Annotated in this window: 20 protein-coding genes; all 20 read left to right on the top strand. The window is 44.9% G+C overall.

Going from position 1 to position 18,186, the window contains the following annotated elements; all coding sequences use genetic code 11:
* Positions 1 to 22: 22 nt before the first annotated feature.
* Positions 23 to 1,189, top strand: coding sequence for an alanine racemase (gene alr, locus DWW86_RS02585; RefSeq protein WP_117942161.1), 1,167 nt, complete (start codon positions 23 to 25; stop codon positions 1,187 to 1,189).
* 134 nt (positions 1,190 to 1,323) lie between these two features.
* Positions 1,324 to 1,671: a type II toxin-antitoxin system PemK/MazF family toxin gene (locus tag DWW86_RS02580; protein ID WP_181985286.1), complete on the top strand. Its 348-nt coding sequence runs from the start codon at positions 1,324 to 1,326 to the stop codon at positions 1,669 to 1,671.
* A 152-nt stretch (positions 1,672 to 1,823) separates the two neighbouring features.
* Positions 1,824 to 2,765 carry a hemolysin family protein gene (locus tag DWW86_RS02575; RefSeq protein ID WP_117942160.1) on the top strand — a complete coding sequence of 314 codons (942 nt, stop codon included), beginning with the start codon at positions 1,824 to 1,826 and terminating at the stop codon, positions 2,763 to 2,765.
* Positions 2,735 to 3,478 carry a YebC/PmpR family DNA-binding transcriptional regulator gene (locus tag DWW86_RS02570; protein WP_117942159.1) on the top strand — a complete coding sequence of 248 codons (744 nt, stop codon included), beginning with the start codon at positions 2,735 to 2,737 and terminating at the stop codon, positions 3,476 to 3,478. Before DWW86_RS02575 ends, DWW86_RS02570 begins: the two co-directional genes overlap by 31 nt.
* A 186-nt stretch (positions 3,479 to 3,664) precedes the next feature.
* Positions 3,665 to 4,381, top strand: coding sequence for a ClpP family protease (locus DWW86_RS02565; RefSeq protein ID WP_072521102.1), 717 nt, complete (start codon positions 3,665 to 3,667; stop codon positions 4,379 to 4,381).
* Positions 4,382 to 4,493: 112 nt separating this feature from the next.
* The gene (locus DWW86_RS02560) at positions 4,494 to 5,381 is read left to right on the top strand and encodes a sulfide/dihydroorotate dehydrogenase-like FAD/NAD-binding protein (protein WP_072521103.1); all 888 of its coding nucleotides are present in this window, start codon (positions 4,494 to 4,496) and stop codon (positions 5,379 to 5,381) included.
* A complete protein-coding gene (gltA, locus tag DWW86_RS02555) occupies positions 5,381 to 6,775 on the top strand; it encodes an NADPH-dependent glutamate synthase (protein ID WP_072521104.1) in 1,395 nt (464 codons plus the stop codon). Before DWW86_RS02560 ends, gltA begins: the two co-directional genes overlap by 1 nt.
* Before the next feature lie 149 nt (positions 6,776 to 6,924).
* On the top strand, positions 6,925 to 7,803 hold the full coding sequence (locus DWW86_RS02550; RefSeq protein ID WP_117942261.1) for an undecaprenyl-diphosphate phosphatase: 879 nt from the start codon (positions 6,925 to 6,927) through the stop codon (positions 7,801 to 7,803).
* Positions 7,804 to 7,831: 28 nt separating this feature from the next.
* Positions 7,832 to 10,630: an FtsK/SpoIIIE family DNA translocase gene (locus tag DWW86_RS02545; RefSeq protein ID WP_353652664.1), complete on the top strand. Its 2,799-nt coding sequence runs from the start codon at positions 7,832 to 7,834 to the stop codon at positions 10,628 to 10,630.
* The gene (gene rlmH, locus DWW86_RS02540) at positions 10,630 to 11,109 is read left to right on the top strand and encodes a 23S rRNA (pseudouridine(1915)-N(3))-methyltransferase RlmH (protein ID WP_072521105.1); all 480 of its coding nucleotides are present in this window, start codon (positions 10,630 to 10,632) and stop codon (positions 11,107 to 11,109) included. The genes DWW86_RS02545 and rlmH overlap by 1 nt, the downstream gene beginning before the upstream one ends.
* 71 nt (positions 11,110 to 11,180) lie before the next feature.
* A complete protein-coding gene (locus DWW86_RS02535) occupies positions 11,181 to 11,507 on the top strand; it encodes a cupin domain-containing protein (RefSeq protein WP_072521106.1) in 327 nt (108 codons plus the stop codon).
* A gap of 23 nt (positions 11,508 to 11,530) precedes the next feature.
* Positions 11,531 to 12,082, top strand: coding sequence for a DUF2284 domain-containing protein (locus tag DWW86_RS02530; protein WP_117942158.1), 552 nt, complete (start codon positions 11,531 to 11,533; stop codon positions 12,080 to 12,082).
* 62 nt (positions 12,083 to 12,144) lie between these two features.
* Positions 12,145 to 12,426: a YabP/YqfC family sporulation protein gene (locus tag DWW86_RS02525; protein ID WP_072521108.1), complete on the top strand. Its 282-nt coding sequence runs from the start codon at positions 12,145 to 12,147 to the stop codon at positions 12,424 to 12,426.
* Between the two features lie 40 nt (positions 12,427 to 12,466).
* The gene (locus DWW86_RS02520; protein WP_117942157.1) at positions 12,467 to 13,705 is read left to right on the top strand and encodes a sporulation protein YqfD; all 1,239 of its coding nucleotides are present in this window, start codon (positions 12,467 to 12,469) and stop codon (positions 13,703 to 13,705) included.
* Positions 13,686 to 14,714, top strand: coding sequence for a PhoH family protein (locus DWW86_RS02515; RefSeq protein ID WP_117942156.1), 1,029 nt, complete (start codon positions 13,686 to 13,688; stop codon positions 14,712 to 14,714). The genes DWW86_RS02520 and DWW86_RS02515 overlap by 20 nt, the downstream gene beginning before the upstream one ends.
* Positions 14,698 to 15,192 carry an rRNA maturation RNase YbeY gene (gene ybeY, locus DWW86_RS02510; RefSeq protein ID WP_072521111.1) on the top strand — a complete coding sequence of 165 codons (495 nt, stop codon included), beginning with the start codon at positions 14,698 to 14,700 and terminating at the stop codon, positions 15,190 to 15,192. The genes DWW86_RS02515 and ybeY overlap by 17 nt, the downstream gene beginning before the upstream one ends.
* A 29-nt stretch (positions 15,193 to 15,221) precedes the next feature.
* Positions 15,222 to 16,076 carry a glutamate 5-kinase gene (gene proB, locus DWW86_RS02505; protein ID WP_072521112.1) on the top strand — a complete coding sequence of 285 codons (855 nt, stop codon included), beginning with the start codon at positions 15,222 to 15,224 and terminating at the stop codon, positions 16,074 to 16,076.
* A 12-nt stretch (positions 16,077 to 16,088) separates the two neighbouring features.
* Positions 16,089 to 16,313, top strand: a complete 225-nt coding sequence (locus tag DWW86_RS02500; protein WP_502696630.1) for a DUF896 domain-containing protein — start codon at positions 16,089 to 16,091, stop codon at positions 16,311 to 16,313.
* A complete protein-coding gene (locus tag DWW86_RS02495; protein WP_117942155.1) occupies positions 16,291 to 16,845 on the top strand; it encodes a 5-formyltetrahydrofolate cyclo-ligase in 555 nt (184 codons plus the stop codon). The genes DWW86_RS02500 and DWW86_RS02495 overlap by 23 nt, the downstream gene beginning before the upstream one ends.
* A gap of 29 nt (positions 16,846 to 16,874) precedes the next feature.
* The gene (locus DWW86_RS02490) at positions 16,875 to 18,125 is read left to right on the top strand and encodes a glutamate-5-semialdehyde dehydrogenase (RefSeq protein ID WP_072521114.1); all 1,251 of its coding nucleotides are present in this window, start codon (positions 16,875 to 16,877) and stop codon (positions 18,123 to 18,125) included.
* Positions 18,126 to 18,186 lie beyond the last annotated feature (61 nt).

Raw genomic sequence — 18,186 nt, 5'->3', positions numbered from 1 at the left:
AAATACAAAGGAGAGCTTTATCATGAAAAAATTTGACAGAGTGAAGGCAGTTGTTTCTCTGGATGCAATTGCACACAACTTCGAAGAAATGAAAAAAAATATAGCAGAGGGAACAAAGATTGTAGCTGTCATTAAGGCTGATGGTTATGGCCATGGTGCGGAAGCAATCGCGCGTCTGATCGAAGACTATGAATACATCTGGGGATTTGCGACAGCTACACCGGAGGAAGCGCTCCAGTTAAGAGATGCCAGAATTGACAAACCGATTCTTATTCTTGGAATTGTTTTTGAAGAATATTATAAAGAACTGATCGCACATGAAGTACGTATGACCGTCTGTGAATATGAGATGGCTGCGGCACTTTCCGAGGAAGCTGTCCGTCAGGGCAAGCAGGTACATATACACATCGGACTGGATACGGGAATGAGCCGTATAGGATTTGCCGATGTACCGGAAAGTGTAGAGACGATCAAAAAGATCGCGGATCTTCCGAATGTAGAGATCGAAGGTATGTTTACACATTTTGCAAGAGCAGATGAGACGGACCGTTCTCCTGCAATCACACAGCTGAACCGTTATCTTGCATTTGCAGAGCTTCTTGAAAAAGCAGGAGTGGAGATCCCGATGAAACACTGTTCCAACAGTGCAGGTATCATCCGCGTTCCGGAGGCAAATTTGAACGCAGTAAGAGCCGGTATTACGATCTATGGCATTTATCCGTCAAACGAAGTAGAGAGAGACATTGTAAAACTGATTCCTGCAATGGAATTAAAGAGCCACGTATCATACGTCAAAGATCTTCCGGCAGGTACACCGATCAGTTATGGCGGTACATTTGCATCTGAAAAAGACCTGCGTGTGGCAACAATTCCGGTAGGTTATGCAGACGGATATCCGAGAAGCCTTTCTAATAAAGGCTGGGTTCTGATCCACGGACAGAAAGCTCCGATCATCGGAAGAGTCTGCATGGATCAGTTTATGATAGATGTAACAGACATTCCGGATGTAAAACACGGAGATGAAGTTACTCTAATCGGAAAAGACGGAGATGAATTTATCAGTATTGAGACATTTGGTGATCTGTCAGGCAGATTTTCTTATGAATTTGCATGTGACATCAGCAAACGTGTACCGAGAGTCTATATAAAAGACGGCAGAGAATGGGGAGATCTGACCTTCTTTAAATAAACTTCCGGATTGTGGGGACAGCCCGGAAAGATCCCTGCAGACTGAAAAGGATGCAGTGAAAATACCACGCATGTATACACAGAAGAAAAATGGAAATACTAATTCCAGAGAAAAAAGAATCGGAGTGTGATTGTGTGGTAATTAAGCGAGGGGATATTTTTTACGCAGATTTAAGACCGGTTGTCGGAAGTGAACAGGGCGGTGTGCGTCCGGTCCTGATCATACAGAATGATGTCGGCAACCGTCACAGCCCTACGGTGATCTGCGCGGCTATTACATCAAAGATGAATAAGGCAAAGCTGCCGACGCACATAGAGATCGATGCATCTGCATATGGAATCGAAAAGGATTCTGTAATCTTGCTGGAACAGCTGCGTACCATTGACAAAAAACGTCTGAAAGATAAGGTTTGTCATCTGGATCAGGTGATGCTGGACCGGGTAAATCATGCACTTGAGATCAGTCTGGAGCTTACTTTTTAGCTGTTTAAAGGTGTTATCCTTGACGAACGTAAGTGAAAGTGCTATATTTTATCAGTAATTATGCAGATTTGTAACTGTTCAGTACATTCACAGTTACGTATATTTTACATTTGAAATCAGTAAGACAGATCGTGGAAGGAAAAGGAAACAAAATGGACGATGGCAGTCGCCTGCCCCTTGAGGAGGGGCATTCAAAGAAAAAATCAGGGATATTTGATAAACTGACACATATTTTTCATGGGAAACAGCAGGAGGCAGTGACCGAGAAAGAAATCATTTCCATGGTGGATGAGGCACATGAGAAAGGTGTCCTTCACAAAGATGAGGCAGAGATGATCCAGAATATTTTTGCTTTTGAAGATAAGGAAGTGGGAGCGGTCATGACGCATCGAAGCCATGTGGCAGCGTTTGCACTGGAAGATCTGCTCAAAGATGTGGTGGAACATATGATGGAAGAGGGAAATTCCCGCTATCCTGTCTGTGGAGAGGATATGGATGATATCCGGGGCCTGATCCATTATAAGGATGCGCTGAAATTCTTTACACAGAATTCATGGGCGAAGTTCAAACCATTGAAAGAACTGCCGGGACTGATACGTAAAGTGACTTTTGTTCCGGAAACCAGACACATCGGTCAGCTTTTTCGTACCATGCAGGCAAGACAGGTACATATGGCAGTTGTGGTGGATGAATATGGTCAGACAGCGGGTATCGTGACGATGGAAGATATTCTGGAGGAGATCGTCGGCGATATTTTTGATGAGTATGACGAGAGCAAAGATACATTCCGGACACAGGTGGACAACAGCATCATTATTGACGGACTTGCAAGTCTTACGGATGTGGAGCAGGAACTGGATATTGATTTCGGGGATGTTGAGATGGAGACGCTCAACGGATATCTGACGGAGCATCTGGGACACATTCCTACCCAGGATGATCTCAACAGAGACATTGTTGCAAACGGCTACAGATTTAAGATCCTTTCGCTGGGCAACCGGACGATCGGCAGGGTCAGAGCCGAGAAAATAAATGACAAAGAAACAAAAGGAGAGAGTGAAACATGTCAGGACATTCAAAATTCGCAAACATAAAGCACAAAAAGGAAAAAAATGACGCCAAAAAAGGTAAGATCTTTACCGTTATCGGCCGTGAGATCGTTATGGCTGTAAAGGCCGGCGGCCCGGATCCGAACAACAACAGCAAACTTCGTGATGTCATTGCAAAAGCAAAAGCAAACAACATGCCGAACGATACAATCGACCGTGGTATCAAGAAAGCTGCAGGAGCAGACTCCGCAGATAATTATGAGCATGCTACATATGAAGGCTATGGCCCGAATGGTGTTGCAATCATCGTTGAGACTCTGACTGACAACAAGAACCGTACAGCAAGTAATGTAAGAAATGCATTTACAAAAGGTTACGGAAGCATCGGAACACAGGGGTGTGTATCCTTCATGTTCGACCAGAAAGGTCAGATTATCATTGATAAAGAAGAACTGGAAGATGAATGCGGCGATATGGATGCAGATGAGCTTATGATGACTGCTCTTGATGCTGGTGCTGAGGACTTCAATGAAGAAGAAGACAGCTTTGAGATCCTTACCGCTCCGGACGATTTCAGTGCAGTACGTGAAGCTCTGGAAAAAGCAGGAATTCCGATGGTAGAAGCACAGGTTGCCATGGTTCCGCAGACATACGTAGAACTGACAGATGAACAGGATGTTAAGAATCTTCAGAGAACACTGGATCTTCTCGATGAAGACGATGATGTTACAGACGTTTGGACAAACTGGGACGAATGATTTATCAGAAATTAATTTGAAAAGATACATCTGAATAAAATTGATTTGTATAAGTAAGGGTACTTCTGCTTGCCGGATTAAGAAAGAATCACTTGAGCCTGATGGAGAAGCTGGATGCAGTCCTGATGTATATGAATCCATAGTTTTACACAAAATACCTTCATGAATGTACATGGAGGTATTTTTATGTCTGAAAACAAAAATGAAAAACAGCAGGAAATTGATACACAGAAAGAACAGGATGAGCAGATCAGGGAGACGGGACAGCTTACGCTTGATCAGAACAAAAGGAAACACAGGATTGAACTTCTGACGATCATTGGCGAGGTAGAAGGGCATGACAGTGCGCCTTCACAGAGTAAGACAACGAAGTATGAACATGTCCTTCCGAAACTGGCATTGATTGAGGATGATAAAGACGTGGATGGACTGTTGATCCTTTTGAATACAGTCGGGGGAGATGTTGAGGCGGGACTTGCAATCGCGGAAATGATCGCATCTTTGAGTATTCCTACAGTTTCTCTTGTGCTGGGAGGCGGGCATTCGATCGGAGTGCCGATGGCGGTGTCGGCAGATTATTCTTTTGCAGTGCCGAGTGCAACGATGGTGATTCATCCGGTGCGTTCCAGCGGAATGTTTATCGGTGTGGCGCAGTCTTACCGGAATATCGAGAAAATTCAGGACCGCATTACTGGTTTTATTGCGGCACATTCCGATACGACACAGGAACGGCTCGAGGAACTGATGCTGGATACCAGTCAGCTTGTCAAAGATGTAGGAACGATGCTTGAAGGAAGAGAAGCAGTCAAGGAAGGGCTGATTGATGAGATCGGCGGAATACGGGAGGCGCTTGCACGGCTGCATCAGATGATTGAAGAAAAAAAGCTGAAGGCAGGAAAGTAATATGAAAAAATAGTCGGTTTTATGCATGTTTATAAATCTTTTCCTTGTAATAGGAAAGATTTTAGCGTATTATTATTAAGGGATTGAATGAATATACGCTAGGAGGGAAACAATGTATAAGATTTTAAAAGCTGAGACACTGGCAGCTAAGATCCATCTTATGGTCGTTCACGCACCGCGTGTTGCAAGCCACTGTCAGCCAGGACAATTTATCATCGTAAAAATGGATGAAAAGGGAGAGAGAATTCCGCTTACAATCTGTGACTATGATCGTGAAGAAGGCACAGTAACAATCGTATTCCAGGAAGTTGGTGCATCTACTATCAGGATGTCCGAATTAAAAGCAGGAGATTCTTTCCGTGATTTTGTAGGACCTCTGGGATGTCCTTCTGAATTTGTTAACGAGGATATTGAAGAATTAAAGAAAAAGAAAATGGTATTTATTGCCGGAGGTGTTGGTACCGCACCGGTTTACCCACAGGTAAAATGGCTGAAAGAACATGGTATTACTGCAGATGTAATCCTTGGTTCCAAGACTAAAGATATGGTTATTCTTGAAAAAGAACTTGCAGCAGTTTCCAACCTTTATGTTACAACAGATGACGGATCTTACGGACGTTCCGGTATGGTTACAAAGACTCTGGAAGATCTCGTTACAAACGAGGGCAAACAGTATGATGTCTGTGTTGCAATCGGACCTATGATCATGATGAAATTTGTCTGTCTTCTTACTAAGAAGCTGGGCATCCATACAATCGTCAGCATGAACCCGATCATGGTAGACGGAACAGGTATGTGTGGAGCATGCCGTCTTCAGGTTGGTGATGAGATTAAATTTGCCTGTGTAGACGGACCGGAATTTGACGGACATCTTGTAGATTTCGATCAGGCTATGAAGAGAAGCCAGATGTACAAGACTGAAGAAGGTCGTGCATTACTGAAGCTTCAGGAAGGCGATACCCACCACGGTGGATGCGGACAGTGCGGAGGTGACAAGTAATGGCAGATGCAAAAATGTTAAAAAAAGTACCTGTAAGAGAACAGGATCCGAAGGTACGTGCAACAAACTTTGAAGAAGTTTGTCTTGGATATAATCAGGAAGAAGCAATGGAAGAAGCTCAGAGATGTCTGGGCTGCAAGAAACCTAAATGCGTAGAGGGCTGTCCGGTATCTATCGATATTCCTGGATTCATCGAGCAGATCAAAGAAGGCAACATGGAAGAAGCTTACAAAGTAATCGGACTTTCTTCCGCACTTCCGGCTATCTGTGGTCGTGTATGTCCGCAGGAGTCCCAGTGTGAAGGACAGTGTATCCGTGGTAAGAAGGGCGAAGCTGTTTCTATCGGTAAACTGGAGAGATTTGTTGCTGACTACGCTCTGGAGCATGATATCAAACCAGCCGGCGCAGAAGTGAAGAACGGACACAAAGTCGCAGTTATCGGTTCCGGTCCGTCCGGCCTTACCTGTGCAGGTGATCTTGCAAAAGCAGGTTATGATGTAACTGTATTTGAAGCACTTCATGAACTCGGCGGCGTTCTTGTTTATGGTATTCCGGAATTCCGTCTTCCAAAACAGAAAGTCGTTAAGAAAGAAATCGCAAAAGTCAAAGAACTTGGCGTTAAATTTGAAACAAACGTTGTCATCGGTAAATCCACAACGATCGATCAGCTGATCGAGGATGAAGGATTTGAGGCAGTATTTATCGGTTCCGGTGCAGGTCTTCCAATGTTTATGGGAATCCCGGGTGAGAACGCAAGTGGTGTATTCTCTGCAAACGAATACCTGACAAGAAGCAACCTGATGAAAGCTTTCGATGATTCTTATGATACACCGATCGCAGCAGGCAAGAAAGTTGCCGTTGTCGGTGGTGGTAACGTAGCTATGGACGCAGCAAGAACTGCTCTGAGACTTGGTGCAGAAGTACATATCGTTTACAGAAGAAGTGAAGCAGAGCTTCCGGCACGAGCTGAAGAAGTTCATCATGCAAAAGAAGAAGGTATTATCTTTGATCTTCTTACAAATCCGAAGGAAATCCTTGTTGACGAAAACGGTCATGTACATGGCATGAAAGTTGTCAAGATGGAACTCGGCGAGCCGGATGCATCCGGAAGAAGACGTCCGGTAGAGATTCCGGGATCTGAGTATGACATGGATGTAGATACAGTCATCATGTCCCTTGGTACTTCTCCGAATCCATTGATTTCTTCCACTACAAAAGGTCTTGAAATCAACAAGAGAAGATGTATTGTTGCCGAAGAAGAAACAGGTAAGACATCCAAAGACGGTGTTTACGCCGGTGGTGATGCCGTTACTGGTGCAGCTACTGTTATCCTTGCTATGGGAGCAGGTAAAGCTGGTGCAAAAGGTATTGACGAATATCTGAAAAACAAATAATAAGCAATGCTTATGCGAAGAAGCCTTTGACCGCGGATGGGATGCGGTCAAAAGGCTTTTTTTTTTCTGGAAAATGTGTTATACTGACCACTGGTAATGTGCCTTATTATCGGAAAAGCACACGTAAATCAAAAGAAAAGGGAAAAATTATGACGGTTTTATACATCATTTTACTTGCCATTGTGCAGGGAATTACAGAGTTTTTACCGGTCAGCAGTTTCGGACATCTCTGTTTTCTGCAGAATTTTCTCGGTATGGAGCACGGATCGGGTGTCCTGCTTGAGACCATGCTGCATCTGGGAACACTGGCAGCAATTTTTATGACATTCCAGAAGGACATACGACACCTTGCGTTCGAAGCGCTGGACATGTTTATGGATCTGATCGGAAATGCAAATCTGTACATACACAACAGAAGGACAGGAGATCAGCTTCATTATACACGCATTATCAGTAATGTATATCGGAAGTTTGTGGTTTTGCTTCTTGTATCTATGATTCCGACTGTATTTCTGGGTTATGTTGCAAGACGACTGGTTTCGGTATCCGCTACGTCCGTATTGATTCCGGGGGCCGGAATTCTTGTGACAGGTATTCTTTTGCTGGTTATTGATTTGAGCCGTGTTGGTGGTACGAAGGCAGCGAAAGATGCCCATTTTTCTGATGCAATGTGGATCGGTATCTGTCAGGGACTTTCTGTATTTCCGGGACTTTCCAGAAGTGGACTTACGATCAGTGCGGGATTAATGAGTGGATTTTCACGCACATTTGCGGTTAAATATTCTTACATATTATCAATCCCGGCAATCATCGGTGCGATGATCATGGAGCTTGGTCAGTTCGGCTCCGCAGACATGACAGTAGGACTTGGATTTGCCTATGTATTTGGCATGATCATTGCGGCAGTGGTCGGCATGTTTGCGATACGTACCTGCCTGCGCCTGGTGCATAAAGGAAAATTCCGCTACTTTGCTTATTATTGTTTCCTTGCAGGATTTATTGCCCTGATAACGAATTCTGCATTATAAAGCTTGAAATTTTAGGAGGGGTGCCAGAGTGGCAGCAACAAAGAAACCGACCAACCGAAAAGGGACCGGCAGGTCTTCTTCCGGACGTAAAAATACAAAAAAGAAAACGACAGCGAAACAGAGTGTAACCAGTGGATTTCAGACAGAAATTATTCTGCTTATAATTCTGGCAGCTTCGATCATTCTGATTTTCAGTAACCTTGGAATGGGAGGCACTGTCGGTGCAACGATCAGCGCGGCATTTTTTGGCGTGATGGGCATCCTTGCGTATCTGTTTCCGCTTCTGATCTTCGGATGTGCGGTCTTTTTGGTATCGAACCGCAGGAACCCGCTGGCATACAAAAAGGCGCTTGCGGTACTGGTATTTGGTATCTTTCTGTGTGGAATGATCCAGCTTCTGACGGAAGGATATATGCCGAGTATGACACTGGCTGATTATTATTCTGTAAGTTCAGTTTATCATACCGGTGGAGGCGTGATCGGCGGCGCAATCTGTATTTCGACTACCTCTGCATTTGGTGTGGCGGGTGGTTATGTGATCATTGTTCTTGTATTATTGATTTCTCTGATCCTTGTAACGCAGAAATCTTTCTTCGGATTTGTGTTCCGTGTGTGGGATGCTGTCTGTGCGCTTGCACGTGATGGCCGCGATATGTATATGGAAGGTCAGCCGGAACGTGACCTGAGAAAAGAACTTCGCGTACAGGAACGCCGTCAGCGAAGAGAAGAACGTCAGGCACAGCGTATCCGTGAACTGGAGGAAGCACTGGCAGAAGATGCAGATGCAGAAGATGAAAATGCTGCAGCAAAGGCAGAAAAAGAGAATGCAGGAGAAACGGAAGCGTCTAAAAAATCGGCATCGAAAAAGAAACGTACAGGATTTCTTGAAGGTACGAAGCTGGCGCCTTGTGAAAATAAAACCGAAGATATGGGGACTCCTGTGCCATTGCAGGAAGCAGACTTTGAAATCCATCGTGCAGAGCCGGTATATGAAGAACCTGTATATGAAGAACCCGTATACGAAGAACCAGAAGTGCATGAGGAGCAGGGCGTTGAACCAGAAGAGGAGATGCCTTATGAAGAACCGCAGGATAACTATGTGACTGAGCTGCATCGCGATTACGGTGCACCACAAGAGATTTATCCTGAGGCAGAGTCGGATTACGACCCACAGCCGGCACAGAGCGAAACAGTGTATAAATCAGATGCGACAGTCGATGCGTCAGAATCTCAGCCGACTGTTGTTGCGGAAAAAGTCCCTTCACAGCCTGCTAAGAATCCAAAATCTTCTCCGAAGGAGATCGAGAACGGAATTCAGAACATCCAAAAAGAAATTATACAGAAGAATGAAGTGGTCAAAAAGGAATATCATTATCCGCCGCTGAAGCTTCTGAAGCGTGGTGACGGTAAATCACAGGGAGATTCTGACGAACATCTTCGCAAAACAGCGAAGAAACTGCAGGATACACTGCATAACTTCGGGGTGAATGTCACAGTCACAAATGTAAGCTGTGGACCGACAGTTACCCGTTATGAACTCCAGCCGGAGATGGGCGTAAAGGTAAGTAAAATCGTAAATCTTGCAGACGATATCAAGCTGAACCTTGCGACACCGGATATTCGTATCGAAGCACCGATACCGGGCAAGGCTGCTGTCGGTATTGAAGTGCCGAATAAAGAAAACCATGCGGTCATGTTGAGAGAACTGCTGCAGTCACAGGAATTCCAGACTGCAAAATCAAAACTGGCGTTTGCTGTCGGTAAAGATATCGCAGGCAAACCGGTCGTTACGGATATCGCAAAGATGCCGCATCTTCTGATTGCGGGAGCAACCGGTTCCGGTAAATCTGTATGTATCAATACGCTGATCGTCAGTATTTTATATAAAGCGAAGCCGGAAGAAGTCAAACTTATCATGATCGACCCGAAAGTAGTAGAGCTGAGTGTATACAACGGAATTCCACATCTGTTGATCCCTGTAGTGACCGACCCGAAAAAGGCTGCCGGTGCACTGAACTGGGCTGTTACGGAGATGATGGGCCGTTACAATACTTTTGCGGAGTTTGGTGTCCGCAACTTACAGGAATACAACCGAAAGGTCGATGATATGCGTATTCCGGAAGGAGAAGAACGACCGGAACGTATGCCGCAGATTGTAATCGTGGTAGACGAGCTTGCTGACCTTATGATGGTTGCACCGGGCGAAGTTGAAGATGCGATCTGCCGTCTGGCACAGCTTGCGCGTGCGGCAGGTATTCATCTGATCATCGCAACACAACGTCCGTCTGTAAACGTTATTACCGGTCTGATCAAGGCAAATATGCCATCCCGAATTGCGTTCTCCGTTTCTTCAGGTGTGGACTCCAGAACGATTCTGGATATGAATGGTGCTGAGAAACTTCTGGGCAAAGGTGATATGCTGTTTTATCCGCAGGGATACCAGAAACCGGCACGATTACAGGGAGCTTTTGTATCGGATGAAGAAGTCAGTGCAATTGTTGACTTCCTTGCAGATAAGAACCCGGGAACGCAGTACAATGCACAGATCGAACAGCAGGTAAATACGGTCAGTCTGTCTGCAGAAGGTGCTTCTTCGGGAGATGACAGAGATGTTTACTTTGTGGATGCCGGTAAATTTATCATCGAGAAAGAAAAGGCATCTATCGGGATGCTTCAGAGAATGTTCAAAATCGGATTTAACAGAGCAGCAAGGATCATGGATCAGTTGTGTGATGCAGGAGTTGTAGGTCCGGAAGAAGGAACAAAACCGCGTAAAGTACTGATGTCGCAGGAACAGTTTGAAAATTACTTAGAGGAAAACGGCTGATGGAGATAAGAATCGTAACAGTTGGAAAAATTAAAGAGAAATATCTGAATGACGGAATTGCAGAATATGCGAAACGTCTCAGCCGTTACTGTAAGCTTACATTCTGCCAGGTTACGGATGAAAAGACACCGGACAAAGCTTCGGATGCACTGAACGAACAGATCAAAAATACAGAAGCTCAGCGCCTGATGAAGCAGATCCGTGAACAGGATTATGTGATCGCACTTGCACTTGATGGCAAGATGCTGGATTCCATAGAACTTTCTCAAAAAATCAGCCGTCTGGGGGTCGAGGGCAAAAGTTCGATCGCTTTTGTGATCGGCGGTTCGCTTGGACTTGGAGATGAAGTGCTTAGGAGAGCAGATTATAAGCTCAGTTTTTCAAAAATGACTTTTCCACATCAGCTTATGCAGATGATTCTACTCGAACAGATCTATCGGAGCTATCGGATCATGAACAACGAACCGTACCACAAATGACGGCAGCAATAAAGATACATTCCGGACAGTCCGGTTTGTAATAAAGGATTCCATAAAGGAGGATAAGTGATATGACAACAGAAAGAATAGAGAACATGGCAGGCGGCCAGGGACACGTACTGATCAAAAGACTTCTCAATGAAAAACAGTTAAACGGTAAATGTGGCCTGTATGCAGAAGTAACACTGGAGCCGGGATGTTCTCTGGGATACCACGAACATCACAACGAAAGCGAAACTTATTATATCCTTTCAGGAAAAGGCATCTACAGCGACAACGGCACACTGCGTATGGTGAAAGCCGGTGATGTGACCTTTACACCGGACGGCCAGGGGCATGGAATGACAAATACCGGCGATGAAGACCTTGTTTTCATGGCACTGATCATTCTGGACTAATAAGCGAAACGGAGGAAGTACACATGGCTGAACTGGATACTGCAAAATTCGAAGAATTTATTTCCGCGTATCCGATATATGAATATCGCATTCTGGACACATCTGATCTTTCTGTAGAAACAAGAGTACGTCAGATCTGCAGGCAGGAATGTGAACGATATGGAAGTACATGGGCCTGTCCTCCGGCTGTCGGTACGCTTGAGGAGTGCGAAAAAAGAATCCGCAGCTATGGGAAGGCTGTGTTTTTTTCCAGTGTTGCAGAGGTTTCAGATCTTATGAATATGCAGGAAATGCTTTCTACAAGGGATGCGCATGAAGATCTGACTACCGAAGTTGCCGGATTTTTAAAAGAACAGGGATTTGATACATTTACTCTGTCGACGGAGTCCTGCGATATCTGTGAAACCTGTGCCTATACACAGGGCGAACCGTGCAGATTTCCGGAAAGGATGCATCCCTGTCTGGAAAGTCATGGTGTTGTGGTGAGCGAGATTGTTGAGAAAGAACACATGGAATATAATCTGGGCGGAAATACCATTCTCTGGTTTTCTATGGTCCTGTACCGGGCAGCATAAATATTACATAACGAAGACCTCTCTGGCATAAAGTAGTGATAAAGACCGGAGAGGTTCTTTTTATGAAAAAAGAAAAAGAGCGAAAGAACTGGCGAGGAAATCTGGTCACTTCACTGGAGGTTCCAGGTGATCTTGCTATGAAAGAAACCATAGTGACACTTACCGGGCGAAGCCATGCGATAATCTGCAATTACAAAAGCATTCTCCGGTATCAGCAGGAAGAAATCATTGTGCTGGGATTTCATGGAAAGATAGCCATCCGGGGGAAAAGACTCATGATTCCGAAATATACACCGGAGGAAATGCAGATAGAGGGGATGATATCAGAAATTGTAATGGGATAATTGTAATAGGATAATTATAATAGAACGTCAGGAGGCTGCTATGAGAGATCTGACCGGATTTCGAAAAGGCATCGTCAGAATTCGGGTTCAGGGAGAACAGACAGAGCGCTTTCTTAATCTCTGTAAAGCCCGTAAAATAAAAATTTCAAGTCTGGATCGAACCGGGGAACAAAGCCTGGAGGGAGATTTTGGAATACAGGATTTTTTGCGGCTTTCACCGATTCGCAGAAAAACAGGTGTAAAAATACATATTCTTGAAAAACATGGACTGCCCTTCTTTTTTTACCGAAGTAAAAAGAGAAAGGCTTTTTTTATCGGTATCTTTGTTTGTGCGTTGCTTTTGCTGGGATTATCGGGGCGGATCTGGGAAATTGATGTGTCAGGAAATGCGCGGAACAGTACACAGGAGATATTGGATTTTCTTAAGGAGGAGGGTATTGTGCATGGGATGCAGCGGAGTAAGATCAGCTGCAATGCTATTGCTGCGACAATCAGGGAAAATTATAATGATATTACGTGGGTGTCGGTCAGAATAGAAGGAACGCGGCTTGTGCTTACAGTCAAGGAGGGAGTTTTTACAGATGCAGTGGAAAAGGAGGAAAATACTCCCTGTAATCTGACCGCAGATCAGAATGGTGTGATTGTCCGTATGATCACGCGGGCCGGATATCCGAAACTTCATGTCGGTGAGGAATGCCATATCGGAGATGTGCTGGTTTCCGGCTGTCTGGAGCTGAAAAATGACAGTCAGGAAGTGGTAAGATACGAAGGTGTTCATGCTGATGCTGATATTTATATAAAGAGAAAAAAAGCTTATTATCGGGAAATTCCTCTGCAATACCAGTCAGAGGAATATGATGGAAGGGAACGAAAAAGCTATTTTTTTAAAACAGGAAATACTTATCTGGAATTTGGAAAAAGTGCCAAAAAAAACTGGCAGAACACTGTCGAGGAGCAGATTCTCCGGCTGACAGACAGTTTTCGGCTGCCGTTCACAGTGGGTAAAATCACCCGGAAATACTACGAAACAGTGACCAGAGAATACACGGAAAAAGAGGTTCGCGCGCTTGCGTGGCGCACTTTACAGCTTTACGAGGAAAAATTAATTGAAAAAGGGGTTCAAATATCTGCAAATAATGTTAAAATAGAGGTTGACCACAAGACCTGTATAAGCAAGGGTTTTCTGGAAATTATAGAAAAAATCGGAAGGGAGACTCCTGTAGAAATACCGGAGCAGCCTGCAGAAAGGACAACAGAGGATGGCGAACAGCATTATTGAGCTATATACGCAGGTTCCTGCAGATCTGGAGGGAAACGTGTTCGGACAATTTGACGAACACCTGAAACTGATTGAACGGACACTGAATGTCACACTGATCTCAAGGGATGGGATGTTGAAGATTCTCGGTACAGAGCAGAGTGCCACTCAGGCAAAAAAACTGATAGAAGAACTGGTGGGGCTTGCCGGAAAGGGCAACACCATTACGAGACAGAATGTAAGTTACGGATTATCGCTTGCGATGGAAGAACGCAACCAGGTACTTACAGAGATAGATAAAGATTTTATCTGCAATACGATACAGGGACGTCCTATTAAGCCGAAGACTTTAGGACAAAAGGATTATGTAGAGCAGATCCGCAAAAAAATGATCGTCTTTGGTATCGGACCGGCGGGAACCGGTAAGACATACCTTGCAATGGCGATGGCAGTCACTGCATTTCGAAATGAAGAGGTCAGCCGTATCATTCTGACACGACCGGCAATCGAAGCAGGTGAAAAGCTTGGCTTCCTGCCCGGTGATCTGCAGAGTAAGGTGGATCCATATCTTCGTCCGCTGTATGATGCACTGTATCAGATTATGGGTGCAGACAGCTTTGCAAAAAACATGGAGCGTGGACTGATCGAGGTCGCACCGCTTGCCTATATGAGAGGACGTACACTGGATAATGCCTTTATCATTCTGGATGAGGCGCAGAATACGACACCGGCACAGATGAAGATGTTTCTGACACGTATCGGTTTTGGCTCAAAAGTTGTCGTGACCGGTGATGCTTCACAGAAAGACCTTCCGCGTGATGCAGTATCCGGTCTTGATGTAGCGGCAAAAGTACTCAAAAAGATTGATGACATCGGCTTTTGCCAGCTTACCAGCAAGGATGTTGTGAGACATCCGCTTGTGCAGCAGATCGTCCAGGCTTATGACGATTATGAAAAGAAACAGAAACCATCCCGCGCTACGGGAAGTACAAGGACAGTCCGGAGGAAAAAGAATGACCATACAGATTGATTATGAAGCAGAACGAAAACTTGACATAGATTACGAGACACTGGCATCAAAAGTAGCTGAGCATATCCTTGAGACAGAACATTGCCCGTATGATGTCTGCGTAAACCTTGTGATTACGGACAATGAGGAGATCAAGCGTGTGAATACAGAATTCCGCTCGATCGGAGCGCCGACGGATGTGCTTTCTTTCCCGATGATCCCGTTTGAGACACCGGCAGATTATTCAGTTATTGAAGGTGATGACAGTTATTTTGATCTCGATACAGAAGAACTGATTCTTGGCGATGTGATGATTTCCGTAGACAAGGTTTATGCACAGGCAGAAGAATACGGACATAGTACCGAAAGAGAGTTCAGCTTTCTTTTTGCACACAGCATGCTTCATCTTCTCGGATATGACCATATGGAACCGGACGAGGCAGCAGTGATGGAGGCGAAACAGGCAAAAGCACTGGAAGATCTGGGAATCACCAGATAAACAGATTAATATACTGGAGAATAGATAACATGAATTACCGTGAATTACTGAAAGACAAAAAACGTATCGTGGTCAAGGTCGGTTCTTCGTCACTGATCCACAAAGAAACCAACAAACTGGATCTTCGCAAGCTGGAGGTTCTTGTACGCGAATTAAGCGATCTTCACAATCAGGGCAAAGATGTCGTACTGGTTACTTCCGGTGCGGTGGCAGTCGGCGCATCTGCGTTCGGAATGCATGAAAAACCCGTGGAATTAAAGAAAAAACAGGCCTGCTCTGCAGTCGGACAGGCACGTCTGATGATGATCTATCAGAAACTTTTTTCAGAATATAATCAGATGGCGGCACAGATTCTGATGACCAAAAACACAATGGTCAATAATCTGAACCGCATAAATGCCCGAAATACATTTGAAGAACTGCTTGAACTCGGGGCAATTCCTGTTGTCAATGAAAACGACTCGATTTCAAGTTATGAGCTGGAAATGCTGGAATCTTTCGGTGATAACGATACACTGTCAGCAGTGATCGCAGGACTGATCGGTGCGGATCTTCTGATCCTGCTTTCAGACATTGACGGTCTCTTTACCGATGACCCGAACACCAATCCGGATGCAGAGTTTATTGATACCGTGGAGAAACTGGATGACCGTCTGCTCAGCATGGGCAAAGGTCCGAAGAGTAAGGTCGGAACCGGCGGTATGGCGACGAAGCTGACTGCTGCCGAGATTGCGACATCCGCGGGAGCAGATATGATCATTGCCAACGGCAGAGATTTCCATGTCATCCACAAGATCATCGAAGGCAGAAAATACGGTACTTTGTTTGCCGGTAACAAAAAAGAAGAATTTTATCTGATCGACTATATAGAAAAGCTTCTCTAGGAGGAAACTGATATGATGGACAATGAAAAAATCGACCGCATCAACACACTTGCGCATAAGGCAAAGAGTGTAGGTCTGACAGAAGAAGAAAAGAAAGAACAGGCAGAACTCAGGAAAGAATATCTTGCGGCTGTACGTCAGAATCTGAAAGCACAGCTCAACAACATCGATGTCAAAGAAAAAGATGGTTCAGTTACAAATCTGGGTGAAAAATATGGAAGAAAAAAAGCAAATTAGAAAACAGATTTTTGCAGCACGAAAAGCACATACCGATGCACAGATTGAAGACTGGAGCCGGATGATTGCTGATCGGGTGACCACACTTCCGGAATATAAGGATGCGAAGCGTATTCTTGCTTATGCAGATTATAACCATGAAGTTATGACCGGGTTTATTATCGAAGCGGCATGGCGGGATGGTAAGGAAGTTGCTGTGCCGAAGGTCGTAGGCCAGGATATGATATTTTATAAACTGACAGATTTTGCACAGCTTGAAAAAGGTTATTTCGGGATTCCGGAGCCGGCAGGAGGCGAGATTGTTCAGTGGGAAGATGCTATGATGGTCATGCCGGGAGTGGCTTTTGACAGAGAAAATCACCGGGTCGGTTATGGCGGTGGCTTTTATGACCGCTTCCTTGAAAAACATCCTTGTATCAGACGTGTGGCAGTGGCATTTGAATTTCAGATGCTTCCGGAAGTACCGACAGAACCCACGGATATTTCACCGGAGATCATTGTTACAGAAAAATCAGCTTATCATCTTAAATAAACGGGCAGAAGCCCCGGGGAGGTCATGCAATGAATAAAATGCTGTTAGAACTTGGAATAAACGCAAAAGAAGCAGAAAATACCATGCGCACGATCACGACAGACCAGAAGAATCAGGTGCTTGCGGCGGTTGCCGGTCATCTGGTCGAATCGACAGACAAATTACTGGAAGCGAATGCAGTCGATGTGGCGAATGCGAAGCAGAACCACATGCCGGAAGGTCTGGTAGATCGTCTTATGTTGAGCCCGGAGAGAATCGAAGGCATGGCAGAAGGACTCAGACAGCTAGTGGCGCTTGAAGATCCGATCGGTGAAGTCACCGGTATGAAAAAACGTCCGAATGGACTCCTTATCGGGCAGAAACGTGTGCCGCTCGGTGTGGTCGGTATTATTTATGAGGCGCGTCCAAATGTGACAGCCGATGCATTTGGCCTCTGTTTTAAAACAGGCAATGTGGTGATCCTGAAAGGCGGTAGTGACGCAATCCATTCTAATGCAGCAATTGTGGACTGTATCCGTGAATCTCTGAAAGCATGCGGTGTTACGGAAAATGCGATTCAGCTTATTGCAGATACTTCCAGAGAGACCGCAGCAGAATTTATGAAAATGAATGAGTATGTGGATGTACTTATTCCGAGAGGCGGTAAGGGCCTGATCAAAGCGGTCGTGAACCAGAGTACGATTCCGGTAATTGAGACCGGTACGGGAAACTGTCATATTTATGTAGATGAGAGTGCAGATCTGGATATGGCAGTAAATATTATTCTTAATGCCAAGACACAGCGTGTTGGTGTCTGCAATGCGTGTGAATCACTTCTGGTACATGGCAATATTAAGGAAAAACTTCTTCCGGTACTTGCAAAGAAGCTGAAAGAAAAGCATGTGGAAATGCGTGCAGATAAAGAAGCACATGAACTGATGCCGGGTTCTGTAGATGCCACAGAAGAAGACTGGGGCACAGAATATCTGGATTACATACTGTCAATCAAAGTGGTGTATTCTGTAGACGAGGCAATTGCGCATATCAACCGTTATAACACAGGACACTCTGAGGCTATCATCACCAATGATTATACCAATGCCCAGAAGTTCCTTGATGAAGTGGATGCGGCGGCAGTATATGTAAATGCCTCTACGAGATTTACTGACGGATTTGAGTTCGGTTATGGTGCAGAGATCGGCATCAGTACCCAGAAGCTTCACGCCAGAGGACCTATGGGACTGCTTGCCCTGACGACAACGAAATATATCATCTATGGAAACGGACAGATTCGCAGGTAATATTGGACAAAAGAGCGCATGTGTTGATTTGACATTTAAAGTGTGCGTGTGTATAATTAGT

Source organism: Ruminococcus sp. AF17-22AC, from assembly GCF_003460065.1.
Lineage (GTDB): Bacteria > Bacillota > Clostridia > Lachnospirales > Lachnospiraceae > Blautia_A.
The sequence above is the reverse complement of the archived record's forward strand: the minus strand, read 5'-3'. Positions and strand labels throughout refer to the sequence as shown.

What these genes read in the sequence shown, in the direction of transcription:
- alr (WP_117942161.1), top strand. Translation starts at nt 23, where the DNA reads ATGAAAAAATTTGACAGAGTGAAGGCAGTTGTTTCTCTGGATGCAATT.
- DWW86_RS02575 (WP_117942160.1), top strand. Translation starts at nt 1,824, where the DNA reads ATGGACGATGGCAGTCGCCTGCCCCTTGAGGAGGGGCATTCAAAGAAA.
- DWW86_RS02570 (WP_117942159.1), top strand. Translation starts at nt 2,735, where the DNA reads ATGTCAGGACATTCAAAATTCGCAAACATAAAGCACAAAAAGGAAAAA.
- DWW86_RS02565 (WP_072521102.1), top strand. Translation starts at nt 3,665, where the DNA reads ATGTCTGAAAACAAAAATGAAAAACAGCAGGAAATTGATACACAGAAA.
- DWW86_RS02560 (WP_072521103.1), top strand. Translation starts at nt 4,494, where the DNA reads ATGTATAAGATTTTAAAAGCTGAGACACTGGCAGCTAAGATCCATCTT.
- gltA (WP_072521104.1), top strand. Translation starts at nt 5,381, where the DNA reads ATGGCAGATGCAAAAATGTTAAAAAAAGTACCTGTAAGAGAACAGGAT.
- DWW86_RS02550 (WP_117942261.1), top strand. Translation starts at nt 6,925, where the DNA reads ATGACGGTTTTATACATCATTTTACTTGCCATTGTGCAGGGAATTACA.
- rlmH (WP_072521105.1), top strand. Translation starts at nt 10,630, where the DNA reads ATGGAGATAAGAATCGTAACAGTTGGAAAAATTAAAGAGAAATATCTG.
- DWW86_RS02535 (WP_072521106.1), top strand. Translation starts at nt 11,181, where the DNA reads ATGACAACAGAAAGAATAGAGAACATGGCAGGCGGCCAGGGACACGTA.
- DWW86_RS02530 (WP_117942158.1), top strand. Translation starts at nt 11,531, where the DNA reads ATGGCTGAACTGGATACTGCAAAATTCGAAGAATTTATTTCCGCGTAT.
- DWW86_RS02525 (WP_072521108.1), top strand. Translation starts at nt 12,145, where the DNA reads ATGAAAAAAGAAAAAGAGCGAAAGAACTGGCGAGGAAATCTGGTCACT.
- DWW86_RS02520 (WP_117942157.1), top strand. Translation starts at nt 12,467, where the DNA reads ATGAGAGATCTGACCGGATTTCGAAAAGGCATCGTCAGAATTCGGGTT.
- DWW86_RS02515 (WP_117942156.1), top strand. Translation starts at nt 13,686, where the DNA reads ATGGCGAACAGCATTATTGAGCTATATACGCAGGTTCCTGCAGATCTG.
- ybeY (WP_072521111.1), top strand. Translation starts at nt 14,698, where the DNA reads ATGACCATACAGATTGATTATGAAGCAGAACGAAAACTTGACATAGAT.
- proB (WP_072521112.1), top strand. Translation starts at nt 15,222, where the DNA reads ATGAATTACCGTGAATTACTGAAAGACAAAAAACGTATCGTGGTCAAG.
- DWW86_RS02500 (WP_502696630.1), top strand. Translation starts at nt 16,089, where the DNA reads ATGATGGACAATGAAAAAATCGACCGCATCAACACACTTGCGCATAAG.
- DWW86_RS02495 (WP_117942155.1), top strand. Translation starts at nt 16,291, where the DNA reads ATGGAAGAAAAAAAGCAAATTAGAAAACAGATTTTTGCAGCACGAAAA.
- DWW86_RS02490 (WP_072521114.1), top strand. Translation starts at nt 16,875, where the DNA reads ATGAATAAAATGCTGTTAGAACTTGGAATAAACGCAAAAGAAGCAGAA.